The 14622-nt window shown below is 60.9% G+C and carries 12 protein-coding genes; 5 read left to right on the forward strand and 7 right to left on the reverse strand.

Features of this window, described 5'->3' with window-relative positions:
* Positions 1-57 precede the first annotated feature (57 nt).
* Positions 58-348, forward strand: a complete 291-nt coding sequence (locus AB8A27_RS01715; RefSeq protein ID WP_441240404.1) for a hypothetical protein — start codon at positions 58-60, stop codon at positions 346-348.
* A gap of 38 nt (positions 349-386) precedes the next feature.
* Here the strand turns inward: AB8A27_RS01715 and AB8A27_RS01720 are convergent, their stop codons facing one another.
* Positions 387-908, reverse strand: coding sequence for a DUF4112 domain-containing protein (locus AB8A27_RS01720; protein ID WP_441244797.1), 522 nt, complete (start codon positions 906-908; stop codon positions 387-389).
* Between the two features lie 167 nt (positions 909-1075).
* Here AB8A27_RS01720 and AB8A27_RS01725 point away from each other — a divergent pair, with 167 nt between their 5' ends.
* Positions 1076-1588, forward strand: coding sequence for a PAS domain-containing protein (locus AB8A27_RS01725; protein WP_441240405.1), 513 nt, complete (start codon positions 1076-1078; stop codon positions 1586-1588).
* Positions 1589-1593: 5 nt separating this feature from the next.
* On the opposite strand, the gene AB8A27_RS01730 is transcribed toward AB8A27_RS01725, so the two are convergent.
* Together AB8A27_RS01730 and AB8A27_RS01735 are read right to left on the reverse strand one after the other, a co-directional pair.
* Positions 1594-2823 (reverse strand): GGDEF domain-containing protein, encoded by a 1230-nt coding sequence (locus tag AB8A27_RS01730; protein ID WP_441240406.1) that lies wholly within the window; start codon positions 2821-2823, stop codon positions 1594-1596.
* A 273-nt stretch (positions 2824-3096) separates the two neighbouring features.
* Positions 3097-3924 carry a lytic murein transglycosylase gene (locus tag AB8A27_RS01735; protein ID WP_441240407.1) on the reverse strand — a complete coding sequence of 276 codons (828 nt, stop codon included), beginning with the start codon at positions 3922-3924 and terminating at the stop codon, positions 3097-3099.
* A gap of 1103 nt (positions 3925-5027) precedes the next feature.
* Between AB8A27_RS01735 and AB8A27_RS01740 the strand changes: the two genes are divergently transcribed.
* Positions 5028-5264, forward strand: a complete 237-nt coding sequence (locus tag AB8A27_RS01740) for a hypothetical protein (protein WP_441244798.1) — start codon at positions 5028-5030, stop codon at positions 5262-5264.
* A gap of 11 nt (positions 5265-5275) precedes the next feature.
* Here AB8A27_RS01740 and AB8A27_RS01745 read toward each other — a convergent pair whose 3' ends face one another.
* The 4 genes from AB8A27_RS01745 to dnaG all read right to left on the reverse strand — a co-directional run bounded on the left by AB8A27_RS01745 (position 5276) and on the right by dnaG (position 13200).
* Entirely contained in the window at positions 5276-7828 is a 2553-nt protein-coding gene (locus AB8A27_RS01745; RefSeq protein WP_441240408.1) for a hypothetical protein, read from the reverse strand.
* 128 nt (positions 7829-7956) lie between these two features.
* The gene (locus AB8A27_RS01750; RefSeq protein WP_315840699.1) at positions 7957-8364 is read right to left on the reverse strand and encodes a DUF4345 domain-containing protein; all 408 of its coding nucleotides are present in this window, start codon (positions 8362-8364) and stop codon (positions 7957-7959) included.
* Positions 8365-8768: 404 nt separating this feature from the next.
* Positions 8769-10904 (reverse strand): RNA polymerase sigma factor RpoD, encoded by a 2136-nt coding sequence (gene rpoD / locus AB8A27_RS01755; RefSeq protein WP_441240409.1) that lies wholly within the window; start codon positions 10902-10904, stop codon positions 8769-8771.
* Between the two features lie 271 nt (positions 10905-11175).
* Positions 11176-13200, reverse strand: a complete 2025-nt coding sequence (gene dnaG / locus AB8A27_RS01760) for a DNA primase (RefSeq protein WP_441240410.1) — start codon at positions 13198-13200, stop codon at positions 11176-11178.
* A gap of 440 nt (positions 13201-13640) precedes the next feature.
* On the opposite strand from dnaG, the gene AB8A27_RS01765 reads away from it, so the two are divergent.
* Together AB8A27_RS01765 and AB8A27_RS01770 are read left to right on the forward strand one after the other, a co-directional pair.
* Positions 13641-14198, forward strand: coding sequence for a chlorite dismutase family protein (locus tag AB8A27_RS01765; protein ID WP_441240411.1), 558 nt, complete (start codon positions 13641-13643; stop codon positions 14196-14198).
* A gap of 103 nt (positions 14199-14301) precedes the next feature.
* A complete protein-coding gene (locus tag AB8A27_RS01770; RefSeq protein WP_441240412.1) occupies positions 14302-14601 on the forward strand; it encodes a BrnT family toxin in 300 nt (99 codons plus the stop codon).
* Positions 14602-14622: the final 21 nt, after the last annotated feature.

Below are 14622 nucleotides of genomic sequence, written 5' to 3' on the forward strand. Positions count from 1 at the left end.
GCCGCATCGGCTGCATTAGGCGTCGTTTCGTTGCGTATTCAGATGAGGTCCCCGACCATGGCAGCTTTCAGCTACAACACCGCAGCCGAACTCTTCCCCGCCGCGATCCGCAAGAAAAAACGTGCCGGTTTCGCCTATCGTCGTTTCGATACGGCCGCCGCCGCCGTCCAGTTCGCGATCGAGGAGCTGCCGGCTGACTCGCTGAACGGCGCCTATCTGCAGGTCGAGGAAGCCCGTTTCGACCAGAGCGGCATCCGCTCGCTCTATGAGAGCCAGGACTTCCCGCTCGAGCGCCGCGTGCGCGCTGAAGAGCCCGCGACCGACGACGCCGACGCCGACGCGGCTTGAGCTTGACGGATTGAGACGATCGCAGCCCGGACTCTGAACTAGAGTCTGGGCTGTTTTTCGAGCCACTTGCGCAGCATTCTGACGTTGCGGACATTGGCCCGGAACATCACGTCGAACGCATCGCCGACAAACGGCACGATGCCGACAGCGCCGTCGACAGCAACATTGCCCAGCATTCGCGCCGTGAGATGCCACGGCGCGCCGAGCGCCCGTGCCTCGCGCACCACCCATAGCGAGATCGCCGTGGTGATGATGTCGCCCACGATCGGAATCAAACCGATCAGACCATCGATGCCGTAGCGGATCTTCGTGCCAGGCACGATGAAGGCAACGTCGAGCAGTTGCGCCAGCGCATCCAGCCGCGCCAGCCGTTGCTCGCGCGTGAGATTGGCGAATGGATTGGCGCCCGCTCCGAAGTCGAACCGAAAGCCCTGCAAATCCGGCCGCAGCTGATCGGGCCGAACCTCAAAACCATCCTGATCGATGATCGGACCATGCGCGGTCGCCGGCTTGCGCGGGCGGCCGGCGTCGTAAGTATATGATTGACCTGTGCTCACCATGGCCCAGACATGGGGGACACGCGCAGACTCTGCAAGCGGCATCGCGTCACGCCCCCTCGGGCTATCCACCGCCCCCGTATTTGCTGCGCAGAAAGTCTCCAACCGACGGTTGAATTGCGGGGAACCCGCTGTATTCTCCCCCGCCGGGAACGGACAGGGGATAGACCATGCGACGACCCTTGGGTGACGTATGCCTCGATATTGCTAGCTTCGCCCGGGAGCGAAAGCACGAGTTTCTCTCCTACATCCTGCGGCTCGCGGCAGCAGAGGCCTACAAGACAACGGCCGAGGATGACGCGTTCGAGATGCCGATGCCGCGCAGGCCCGCCGCCCGCGAACTGATTCTCGGTTTCTGGGATTGGGACATCAGCAACGACCGCAACTATCTTGATGCCGGGGCTGCCGGCTTCTTCAATATCGATCCCGACAAGGCCGCGCGCGGTCTGCCCAACACAGCCCATCTCGCGGCGGTCCATCCCGATGATGTTGACCGGGTGCGCGCGGCGGCCAGGGCCGCGATGCGATCAGGCGGCATCTTTGAGTGCGAGTTTCGGCTGATCACGAAGGACCGGATCAGCTGGGTTCTCGCGCGCGGCAGTTGCACGCTGGACAGGGATGGCCGCGCCGTCCGCCTGCCCGGCGCGCTCATCGACATCACCCACGACAAGACGATGAACTGAAGCGATCAGGCGAGCTTGCGGGCGCGCTCGATGGCTTCGTCCATGTCGAGATCCGGTACCATCGACGGCGCCTTGAGATCGCAGGTGGCGAAGCGGTTCTTGCCGTCGTTCTTGGCGACATAGAGCGCCTGGTCGGCAGCAGCGATCAGGCGCTCCGGATATTGCCCGACCTGCGGATGCCACTGCGCCACGCCGATGGACGCGGCGATCTGGATTTCGCCGGGCGCGCAGGCCGCGGCATCGGCACGGCACACATCGAGAATGCGGCGCGCGATGGCGGCTGCTTCGAGGAGCGTGGTCGCCGGCAGGATGATGCTGAACTCGTCGCCGCCGGAACGCGCGAGCAGATCGCCGGGGCGGAGCTTGCTCTGGGTCATCAACGTGAAGTGACGCAGGCAATCGTCGCCGGCGGCATGGCCGTGGCCGTCATTGATTTCCTTGAAGCCGTCGAGATCGATCGCCAGCAGCGCGAACGGTTTTTGCGTGCGGCGCGCCAGCGCGCATTCCTCGGTGAGACGCTGCACCAGATGCCGGCGATTGGCGACGCCGGTGAGATCGTCGACCAGCGCGAGTTCGGCGACTTCGCCGCGCAGGCGGTCGATGGCCATCAGCAGGAATCCGAAATTCCACGACATCGCCAGGAACACCAGCACCAGCACCATGGCGGCCTGGAGACTGTTGAAATCGGCGAAGGTCATGTTGCCGCCGATATTCGCCAAGGCGGCCGCCGAACGCACGGCATGCACCACGATGAGCGTGATGGCGAGCCAGCCGGCGAGACGGGCGCCGGCATTGCCGCCGCCATCCTTGCGCGACATCAGCAGCGGCACGGTCATGGCAACGGTGACCGACTGGCCGCTGGAATAGATCAGCACGCGCATCGCCATGTTGTCATGCCACAGCGTGAACAGCAGCAGGCCGGCCAGGGTGACGGCGATGATGACGGCTTGCGCGCGCCATCCGGCCGGGCGGCCGTAGAACTGGTTCATGCCGATGGCGGCGAGGCTGGTGGCCAACAGCAGCAGGCCGTTGCCCAGCACGATGGCGATCAGCGGATCGACGCCGACGCCGCGCAGCACAGAGATGCTGTTGCCGAGCGCCGCGGCGAAGGCGGCGGCCGTCCAGTAACGCGCGGCGTGCAGGTTGGGATAGCTGGTGGCCACATAGGCCCAGACCACGCCGAGGGCCAGAAAGTTGACGGTGAACACCGTGAACAGCGTGCCGACATTCAACATCGGTCGACTCCGCCGCATCGCGTGCTGCGCATTTGCGCGCTGCTGTCGATCCCCACCATCTCGCTCACCACTGATTCCCGCTGGGTGGCAAAATGCAACTTTGAGCCTTAACGGAATCTGACTGGCAGTGGATAATCCCCAGCGTGGTTTTGAAAGAGTGAAAGGGAATAGATTAATCCGACTTTCACCATCAGGGTTCCCGAAGTTCGCCCAGCGGGCGCGCGGCCTACCGAAGGTTTAGAACCGCGCGCTCCTCGCTTGTCGCCCCTTCGCCTAGCGTCCGGCCGCGAGGCGATCGGCGAAATAGCCGATGGTCTTGCGATAGATCGTGGCCCTGTTCCACTCGCGCATCGCCTCGAAATTCGCCGTGCCCTCGCCGTAAGGCTGGCCGCCCCGGAAGCCCGCGGTCTTCAGCAGGTTCGCGGTCGAGGCCAGCACGTCCGGCACCGAATGGCGGAGATCCACATGGCCGTTGCCGTCGAAATCGACGCCGTATTTGATGTAGCTCGACGGCAGGAATTGCGTCTGGCCGAGCTCGCCGGCATAGGCGCCGATCAGGTCGCGCAGCGGCAGGTCGCCGCGCTGCAGGATCTTCAGCGCCGCGATCAGCTCGCCCTGAAACAGTTCGGTGCGGCGGCAGTCATGCGCCATGGTGGTGAGCGTGCGGACCACCGGCATCTTGCCGATATCGCCCTTGCCGAAATCCGACTCGAGGCCCCAGATCGCCACCACGATCTGCGGCGGCACGCCGAAGCGCTGCTCGATGCGCGACAGCAGCGAGGCGTGACGCTGCATCATCTGCAGGCCCATGGAGATGCGGCCCTGGCCGACGCGCGTCGCGACATATTGCTCGAAACTCTTGTTGAAGGTGCCGCGCTGGCGGCGATCGAAGGACAGCACCGCTGGGTCCTGCGTCACGCCGGCAAAGGCCTGCGAGATCACGCCCTGCGACACGCCGGCGGCGGCCGCCTCCTGCGACATTTGCGCGATGAAGCCCTGGAAGTCGCCGCCGCATTTGGCGGCCTGGGAGGACGTGGCCGTCAGCGCAACCGAGGCAAAGGACACAGCGGCAATGGCAATGGCGGTGATACGATTGATCATGAAAAACCTGCTGGGTTGGCGATACCGGAGTGTGGCATGACCGGTGTGTCCGAACAACGGCACGCCTCTCCTCCCTCCCCCTGGGATCACCGTCCAGTTTCACGCGTCACGGCGGGATGGCGCGAAGCGAGTTTCGCGATGCTCTCAGGTCTATCACCACGTCATGGCCGGGCTTGTCCCGGCCATCCACGTCTTCCTTCGTGTGCGGCCAAGGCGTGGATACGCGGGACAAGCCCGCGCATGACGGCAGTGTGTGGAGCGTCCACGACGCGTCGTTGCAGACGTAGGATGGGTAGAGCGCAGCGAAACCCATCACGATCCTGGTGTCGGTTCGATGGGTTTCGCTCCGGCGCGCTGCGCCTGCGCTCTACCCATCCTACGGCCATCCCGGATTTGATTGTCAAACAGCCACTGCGCTTCAGACATGCGTCATCACCCCTGTTATTTGCGGCGCGGGGGCGCCGTCGTGTTTTGCATTCCCGCCCTCTTGCGAGAGGGCGTGCGGAACGCCGGGTGCCCGTTGCACCCTTGGGCCTGATGCGAATGCGGTCTTCCGCATGGTGTAATGCATCAGGACTTTCGGAAGCGTCAGGCAAGTGCCCAGCGTTCCGCCTGCGGTGTTTTTTCAGCCTGCTTGCGCGTTGCCATGGCGAACGATCCGATCACCAAAATTACAGTCCCAGGGCGGAGGGACAGGGTGCCTCAAGCGAGTAAGCCGGACGCGTTTCGATTTGGTCGTCGGTCACACTGTCCAGGGATCTTTCCATCTCAAGACCGGCCGTGTCCTTGCCAGTGGCAGTGCTGGCGCAGATCCGTCCTGCCCGAAGACAGACGTCACCCATGAACCGCGTAACGCCGCATCTCCGGCGTCCACCGCACCCTGCCCCGCGAACGTGACGATCGCGATCGCCCCTCTCGGTGGGGCAGGACGGAGGGGATAATAATCCTTATTCCGAAATCGTCAAGAACAAATCATGAACATTTTGTCGCAGACCGGGTGGCGCGACCCGCCGGTAACCCCTGGCCGATTTTGCCCACAACCGCATGCATGCCCCGCGCCGATTGGCTTTGACTTCGCCTGCGCCATCCCCCACTTAACCGCCATGGCCAAAAAACCCGGTACCAATCCCAAAGGCGAATTCGCCTTCTTCAACGTCGTCTATGAAGACGGCTCGCAGCGCTCCAACCGCCGCGTGCCCGCCGAATTGCTGGGCGGCCTCGACGGCGACGAGCCGGCCAAAGCCGCCATCGCCGAGCAGGACCGCGAGATCGCCGAGAAGTCCGGCAAGCCGGCGCTGGAGATCAAGAGCGTCGAGCGCGTGGGCGCGAAGAAGAAGTAGTCAGCTTCCACTTATTCACGCTCTGTCCTTGGTATTGGGCGCGGTTTGATCAAACCTTGCTGCAAGAGCACATCAACCCCGCTTCTGGATAGTTCACTTTCACGGCATCCAAGTAGCAACGCCTGCCGTGGACGGCTGACCGCGACATACAGTTGATTCTTACCAATCAGACCGTCGAGATCGAACAACGAAATATCGGGAACGATCACGACATCGAATTCTAACCCCTTGGTTTCGCGGACCTCAGTGAAATGGATGTCATTTCGACGAGTTAAGTCGTCGCGGTGTGAGAGCAACGCCGGCCTATGATATGCGGCCAGACCGTCTCTCAGCAGATCGTGCCATTGACGAGCTTCTCTTTCGGATGGAGTGACAACGACAATTGTCGCGTATGCATCTACTGTCAGGATGCGATCCAAAATGGTCTGAGCCATTTGATGCTGATGCTCGAATGTGTGAGCAAGCGCAGCCGGCCCCAAATATTTGCTGCCAATCGCCGAACTATCATCTTTGAAAAGCGACCGAATACCGGCGCTCAAAAGCCCGAGGTTCTCGCGTTGACGAAAATTGTGATCCAGAAAAACAGAACTATTTCGTCGCCCTCTTGAGATAAACGGAAATAGTCGATCGTAGCTCTCTGCCCCCCATTCCTGCAGGCGTTGCTGCCGATCTCCCGAGAGAGTGATTTGCTGGTAAGTTGAAGTCACCACCATGCCCATCAGAAGTATCTCGACTTCCGTGAAATCCTGGACTTCATCTATAAAAACTGCAGTCCGACGACGGATTTGATAAAGGTGTGACGGCGCATCTACCCGCGAGAAACCATCAGCAATCATCGCAGCCAACGTCACGAGCACTGACATATCGTCATCAGACAGACTCCTGAACTTCTCAGAACCATCATCCGCCCCGGACATCATCTCGCGAAATGAGACAACGGCTTTTTCCACTTCAGCAAAATTCGAGCGACCTTGAATACCAAATGCTTGTCGCACCAAATCCAAAAAATCGCCCGACTGAACGGCCGTGTTTGCAAGATCACCGATGGCAAGAATTCCGAGCAACTGCCTCGCCAAGGGAGAGATTGTTCGCCTATCTTCCTCCTCCCTAATGCTATTGATTTCTAACTGCAGATCGTACCTGATATTTCGATTTGTCTCTCTTGCTATTCTCTCATTAATGGCGACTTCTCGAGCTCGATATTCGGCAACCATAACGGCATCAACAATAACTTCTGCCAAACCTGCCAAATTGAATTCGTCATTTAGTTGAGTGGAGAGCAATCGATCAGCATGTTGCACAATAACAGTTTTAACTAACGCAGGCATTTTAGCCGCGTTAGCGACCACCTCCTGCAAACGTCGCCCTATGGAGCGCGCTACTGCGACGTCCATTGCCACAAGCCATGGAACTTGATTTCGACAATGGGAAACTTGCGCACTATTCCGTCGAAAATACTTGGTCAGACCGAATCTATTTGAAAGGTCAGCCCTAAACTCCTGAAAATCTTGGACAGGCAACTGCCCTACGCCCAAGGCCGAGGCAGCTTCCTTCAGGTAGCGCTTAAGACTATGACTAAGAACAAATCCAATCATATTGGCAGGAGATAAGTCGGCCGCTGCCGCGTTCTTTAAACCGTATTCATCGCGGTACTCACCGGTAGAAAAGTTAGCGAAAAATTTAAGGCGCCCAAGTGCAATTGAGGTCTTACCCGAGCCGGCTACACCCTCCACGAATGTCAATCCTCGCGGATTGCTAAGCGCGTTCTCTTGCTTTCTTGTAGTTCTCGTAAAGAATTGTTGGCTAAGAGCAACAGTCTCAGAGTCCCCCAGAACGACTCGACTCCAGTCTTCCACCCACATTGGATCGACAGAAACTGGGAGCGAATTTGCCTCAGCCTCAAGATTCGCCCCGTTTGGAGTCGATCTAGCAAACGATGATGTAAGCGCAGGCGTCGTTGAACTTTCAACTTCGCTGGGCAAACCGACGACGAGAGCACGAAGGTTCGTTACAACCGTTTGCTCCTCACGCCCAAGCAGCGAAAGCTGCATCGACCGGAAATTTGGTTTCTGATTCGACGAAAGAAGACTAGTTGGACCGTCAAACGTTCGAACTTCTTGAGCAACGAGAAATCTCTCGCCTCCTGGCGCATTGACCTCACTCTCGTCACCAGGCTCTGCTGCCACTAATTTCGACGCGATCGGCGAATTTCGAGCCAATACGTTACAGCCGTCTTCCAAGTAACCGACATTGGCTTGCGTTATTCGATACTTGAACTTGCGCTGGGAATTTCCGAGTTGATCAATTTCTTCACCAATCACCGTTCTGCCATAGCAGTTCTGGGCGAGTTCCTCGTAACCTTTACGCGAAGATTGTCTCACGTCATGGATAGCGAACTCCGCCGCAGAATTTTCGCGACTAAAGTTCGGCCGGAGACGAAGCAGTTCGGAGAGCTTTATGGACAGGCCAGAAGCAAGTTTTTCTAGCGTACTTAGCTCCTCGGCCGCGCTGCGAAATTCGTGAGTATTGGTTGTGTGATCCGAAGCGTCACTGCGTTTGTTCACGAACAACCTCAAATAAAAGGAGCAATGATTCGAAAGACAACTATAGCAAGTATAACGCAGTCTCGCGGAGCGTAATCTGCCGCCGTTTTAGCGCTAGGTGCGCCTTCGGCTAACCCACTCTACGGCCCTCACCCCGCCCCACCCGCCATCTGCCTGTTCGTCATCACCTGCGCCGCGATGATGATCCACGGCAGCACCAGCTCCGGTACCAGATAGGTGATCCACAGCGCGTGCGGTTCGGGCAGGCCGACCTTCGCAATCGACAGCACGCGGCCGAGGCCGCCGACGAACACCGTCGCCGCCATCAGGAAGACCAGCGTGTTGTGCTCGCGAATGGTCGAGGCCGCCCACAGGCCCATGACGCCCGACATCAGATAGATGCCGCCCATGAAGCGATGCACATTGTCGAGCCGCGGCGCGGTCTCGGGCTGGCCGAGATACATCTGCAGCGAGCCGCCGAAGATGGCGATGGCGCCGACCAGAAACAGGCAGACCTGGACAACGCGCTGGCTGAGCAGCATCGGTTCGGCGGGCATGGCAATGTCCCCTTTCGAAAATGTGCAACGGCAATGCCCGACGCTAGCGCGGGACGCTACACAATCAAAGGGTGTGGCGGGGTTATCAACGTGGTGACGGTCTGCGACTATGGCGCACCTTTCCCTCCCTCAAGCGCAGCGAAGCTGCGCGCAGTGGGGTCTGGCGGACGAATTCGTCCGCCATGGGTGGCGCGTTGTGAGCGCAGCGAACAAACGCGACGGGTGGGGTACCACGGGCGACGGCATATGCCGCACCACCCCACCCGACCGGCCTGACGGCCGGCCACCCTCCCCACGCAAGTGCGGGGGAGGGACAAGAAAGGCGCAGGCTGCGGAAGACAGCCCCAAATGAAAATGCCCGGCGCGAGGCCGGGCATGACGTAAGTCAGAAACGACTTATCGGATCAGTTATCCAGGAACGACCGCAGCTTGCGCGACCGCGACGGGTGCTTCAGCTTGCGCAGCGCCTTGGCTTCGATCTGGCGGATACGCTCACGAGTCACCGAGAACTGCTGGCCGACTTCTTCCAGCGTGTGGTCGGTGTTCATGCCGATGCCGAAGCGCATGCGCAGCACGCGCTCTTCGCGCGGGGTGAGCGAGGCCAAAACGCGCGTGGTGGTTTCGCGCAGGTTGGACTGGATCGCCGCATCGATGGGCAGGATCGCGTTCTTGTCCTCGATGAAATCGCCGAGATGCGAGTCTTCCTCGTCACCCACCGGGGTTTCGAGCGACAGCGGCTCCTTGGCGATCTTGAGAACCTTGCGCACCTTCTCCAGCGGCATGCCGAGCTTTTCGGCGAGCTCTTCCGGGGTCGGTTCGCGGCCGATCTCGTTGAGCATCTGGCGGCTGGTGCGCACGATCTTGTTGATCGTCTCGATCATGTGCACGGGAATGCGGATGGTGCGGGCCTGGTCGGCGATCGAACGCGTGATCGCCTGCCGGATCCACCAGGTCGCATAGGTCGAGAACTTGTAGCCGCGGCGATATTCGAATTTATCGACGGCCTTCATCAGGCCGATATTGCCTTCCTGGATCAGATCCAGGAACTGCAGGCCGCGGTTGGTGTATTTCTTGGCGATCGAGATCACGAGACGGAGGTTGGCTTCCACCATCTCCTTCTTGGCCTGACGGGCTTCGCGCTCGCCCTTCTGCACGCCGTGCACGATCTTGCGGAATTCGCCGATCTCGAGACCCGTGAGGGCTGCGAGCTGCTGGATTTCGCCGCGCAGTTCCTTGATGCGGTCCTTCTCGACAGCGACGAAGTTCTTCCAGCCCTTGGCCGAGAGTTTCGAGACGCGGTTGAGCCAGCGCGGATCGAGCTCCGAGCCCTGATAGTTGCGCAGGAAGTCCTCGCGCGCGACGCCGTGGCTGTCGCCGAGGCGCAGCAGGCGGCCTTCGAAGGAGACGAGGCGCTTGTTGATGTCGTAGAGCTGCTCGACGAGCGAATCGATACGCGCCTGGTTGAGACGCAGCGACTTCACCTCGACGATAATCTCGTCCTTGAGCTTCTTGTACTTGCGCTCCTGCGACGGCGACAGCGAGGGCCCCTGCGAGGCGCTCTCGAGCTGGTTCGCGATGTCCTGTTCCTGCAGCTTGCGCAGCTTCTTGTAGCTGTCGGCGATCTTGTCGAAGGTCTCGACCACCTTCGGCTTCAACTCGGCCTCGATGGCGGCGAGCGACATCTGGTTCTCGAACTCGTCGTCGTCCATGTCGCCTTCGGCAGCGCCTTCCGACGTGCTGTCGCCGGCCGGCTGGGCGGCGGGCGCAGCGCGCGGCGGCGCCGGACGGAACGGGGTCGCTGACGGCGGCGCAGCCGGCGGGGCTGCGACAGCTTCGGCGCCATCGGAGGCTTCGCCGCTCTCGCCATCCTGGGCCGGCGGCGCGATCAGCGCCGGATTCATGTTGTTCTTGGCGTCGGGACCAGCATAGGTCGCTTCGAGATCGATGATGTCGCGGAGAAAAATTTTGCCTTCGTTGAGTTCATCGCGCCAGATGATGATGGCCTGGAAGGTCAGCGGGCTTTCGCAGAGGCCTGCGATCATCGCCTCGCGGCCTGCCTCGATGCGCTTCGCGATGGCGATTTCGCCTTCGCGCGACAGCAGCTCGACGGTGCCCATCTCACGCAGATACATGCGGACGGGATCGTCGGTGCGCTCGCCGGGCTCCGACTTCTTAACTTCGGTGACGGCCTTCTGGGTGACTTCGACGAGTTCGTTGTCGGTATCGTCGTCCTCGTCCTTGTTCTCTTCCTCGCCGTCCGAGTCTTCGTTCTCGGAGACGTTGATGCCCATGTCGGAGAGCATCGACATGATGTCTTCGATCTGTTCAGGAGAGGTGGTATCAGACGGCAAGACGTCGTTGAGCTGATCGAAGGTCACGAAGCCGCGCTTCTTGGCCTGCTTGATCATCTTCTTGACGGCAGCGTCGGACAGGTCGAGCAAAGGCGACGGCGCTTCAGCGGAGTCCTTCTCCGGCGCATCAGCTGCCTTGTCGTCTTTTTCCTTGTCCTTGGTCTGCAGCGTCTTTGCCTTGGTGGCCATTCAATGCTCCTGAAACGCGCTCACGCCGGGGGCGTCGCCGCCCCGCTTTATTCATTGTCACCGTTTGACGCACAAAGGGCGGCGCAGATTGTTCGCCACCCCGACCTCGTCTTCACGGTGTTCGCAACTTAAGCCCGAGACCCTTAACGGGAGAGCCTTAAGCCCGGATTAACCCTGTTTTTGCAGCCAAACCATGGGTTTGGCGAGTCTTTTCGCGGTTTGCCCGGGCACCATCCGCAGCAAAGTTGACCGAACCCATCTTGGGCCCACATCACGAACTGCGCTGGAACCGTCCCGAGGATTCTCCGAACCCCTCGATCAGCGCCTCGATCCCGTCGACCTCAGCCAACCGGGCTTTCACATCGCGCAACCAGCCGTAATTCGTTTCGCTCGCTTCTGCGCCCAGAGCAAGCTCCGCGTCTTTAAGTTCTCTAAGTAATGAGTGCCACTGGCGATGCAAGGCAACGAGCTGCGTCCAGGTCGAAAGAACGTCCTCGCGGGCCGCGCCGGGCTGCGCCGCCCATACCGCCTGGGTGGTCACTGCCTGCTCAACATGTTGTAATTGCTCGGAATATCCGGCCTTAACCAGATCTGAACGCATTTCCGCACTTTGCTCGGCCTCATCGCCATGATGATGCTCATGGGCGAAGGCGGCGATGATCCCGGCGCGCAGCCGGTGCATCTCGGGATGGGCGAGTTCCAGCGCCGCCACCTCCTCCAGCCGGTCATGCAGCAGCCAGGGGTGGTTGATCAGCGACTGTACGATCAGCGCCTCGCGCCGCGAGATGGCGCTGCGCTGGCCGCGCATCAGCGACGAGGTCGCCAGCTGTGGACTGACCACCTGATAGGGCCCGCGCGGGATGGTTTGCGGCCCGGAGCCCGCTCCGCCGCGCCCGCCGCCACTGATTCGCCCCGCCGGGCCCGGCGTGAACGGTCGCTGGCTACGGGCAAAACCGCCGCCTCCCCCGCCCTGCTGGAAGCCGCCCCGGCCACCGCCGCCGTAATTACCGCCGTAGTTTTTTGGACCGGTACCGAAGGCGCGCTGCAGCCGCTCGGTCATGTCCTGGCGATAGTATTTCTTCACGACATCGTCGCGGATGCCATTCGCGAGCTCGTTGATCCGCGCCTCAAGCGCCGCACGGCGCTCCGGCGTCGCGAAAGTGCCGCCGGTGACTTCCCGCGCCCAGATCAAATCCGACAGCGTGCCCGCCGCCGCCATCACGTCCTCGATGGCTGCACGGCCGCCGGAGCGCGCGAGGTCGTCGGGGTCCTGCCCCTCGGGCAGCAATGCAAAGCGCAGGCTCTTGCCGGGCTTGAGATGCGGCAGCGCCAGCTCCGCCGCGCGCCACGCTGCTTTCTGCCCGGCCTTGTCGCCGTCGAAACACAGGATCGGCTCGTCGGCCATGCGCCAGAGCAATTGCAGCTGGTTCTCGGTCAGCGCCGTGCCGAGCGGCGCGACCGCACCGGGAAAGCCGACACCGACCATGGCGATGACGTCGACATAGCCTTCGACCACCACCAAAGGCGCGCCGTCATGCGCGGCCTTTCGGGCCATCGGCAGGTTGTAGAGATTGTCGCCCTTGTGAAACAGCGGGGTTTCCGGCGAGTTCAGATATTTCGCCGGCGCATCCTTCTTCATCGCGCGGCCGCCGAAGGCGATGATGCGCCCGCGCGCGTCCGCGATCGGGAACATCACGCGATCGCGAAACCGGTCATAGGGCACCGGGATATCGTCGCCTGCGATCAACAACCCGGCTTCGATCATATCGGGCACGGGAATGCCGGCGGCGCCGAGATATTCCTTCAGCGCAAAACGATTTTCAGTCGCAAAACCCATCCCGAACTGCAACTGCACCGCAGGCGTGATGCCGCGATCGGCGAGATAGCCGCGCGCCCGCGCACCCTCGCGGCCCACCAGCGTCTCCGCGAAGAATTTTGCGGCGAGATCCATCACGTCATAGAGCGTCTTGCGGCGCTGCTCGTGGCGCGCGGCATCCGGCGTCGCCGCCGGCAGCGCCATGCCGGCCATCTGCGCCAGCCGCTCCACCGCCTCGGGGAAGCTCGCCCCGTCGGTCTCCATCACGAACTTGATGATGTCGCCATGCTTGCCGCTGGAGAAGTCGTGATAAAATCCCTTCTCGTCATTGACGAAAAACGACGGCGACTTCTCCTGCTGGAACGGCGACAGCCCCTTCCACTCCCGCCCGGCCTTCTTCAGCTTGACGCGCTTGCTCACGACTTCCGAAACCGGAAGCCGGGCACGCAGATCGTCGAGGAATTGGGGCGTGAAGCGCATGGGGTGTTTATGGGTCGATCGGGTTAGGTAAGTGTTGCGGGCTCGGACGTGAGCCCGTGGGAGCTGTGAGGTTTGTAACGTCTGTCACGTTCCCAGCCGACCATGGATATAGGTTTTCCGGGAGCAGATTTGAACCTGCGGTTCTTGCGCCCGCTATTCACAGGGCCGAGCCGGGCCGGATTGGGTTGCGCCACACTCCGACCTCATCCTGAGGAGCGCGCCCTTGCGCGCGTCTCGAAGGATGGCGGGCCATTCGCTGGAGGCGCACCCCACATTCATGGTTCGAGACGGCGCAAGAGCGCCTCCTCACCATGAGGACGGAGTTTTCGGCGGAGCGCCGGGTTCGCGCGAGCTTCGCTCGCACGCCCCGGAATGACGTGTGTGTAGCAAACTTGCTTCAATTTGCTTGAACTCGCCCGAGTTCCACGTTCTCATATCCCATGTTCACGACATTCCGCGGCGGAAATACCGGTGCATGGCAGGTGATCTCGATCTCGCCCGTCAAGGGCGAGACGCTGAAACCCGTCGCGGCACTGTCCATCACCCATGCCGACGCCATCTCGCTGCCGCTGCTGCCCTCGCAGACATCCTGGCGCCTCGCCGGCGTCGCCAGTCATGTCCGCTATGTCGAGCGCAGCGAAAAGATCGCGCTGGTGGCCGTGCAGGCCGGGCTCGGCCGACCTGAGGCCACCCATGGCGCGCTGATCCCGATCAGGAAGAACGCGGCCTGGTGGGACATGACCCAGAACGAGCGCCGCCGCATCTTCGAGGACAAATCCCGCCACATCGCCGACAGCCTGAAATACCTGCCCGCCATCGCGCGGCAGCTCTACCATTCCCGCGATCTCGGCGAGCCATTCGACTTCCTCACCTGGTTCGAATATGCGCCGGACCACGCGCAGGAGTTCGAGGATCTGGTCGGCGGCCTGCGCGAGACGGAAGAATGGAGCTATGTGGAACGCGAGGTGGATGTGCGGGTGGTGAGAGCGGTGGCTTGACGAATCCGGAATACATATGTATATACACAAGCATATAACTCTGTTGTAGCAAACCGTCGTCACGGCACCCTATAGTTGCCGTTATTGATTGGGGGCAATTGCTATGACGGAGAACCTGACGCGGTTGTTCGCAGGCATTCGCGATTTCAAATGGAACCCGCACAAGCGCGAGACCAATCTGCAGGACCACCATATCGACTTCATCGATGTGAAGAATATTTTTGACGGATACACATTCGTTCGTCGATCGGATCGCCATGACGAAGTCAGATACCAAATCTTCGGCTATCTCGAAGGCCTCGAAATCGCGGTCGCCTGCACGATCCGCGGCACGATCTGCTGGGTCATCTCGGCGCGGCGCGCGCGAAGAGACGAACGAGAAAAGTATTACAACCGTTTCTAGAAGCGCTGCGATACGTGGAAA

Source organism: Tardiphaga sp. 768_D3_N2_1 (genome assembly GCF_052076105.1).
In the GTDB taxonomy this organism is placed as follows: Bacteria; Pseudomonadota; Alphaproteobacteria; order Rhizobiales; family Xanthobacteraceae; genus Tardiphaga.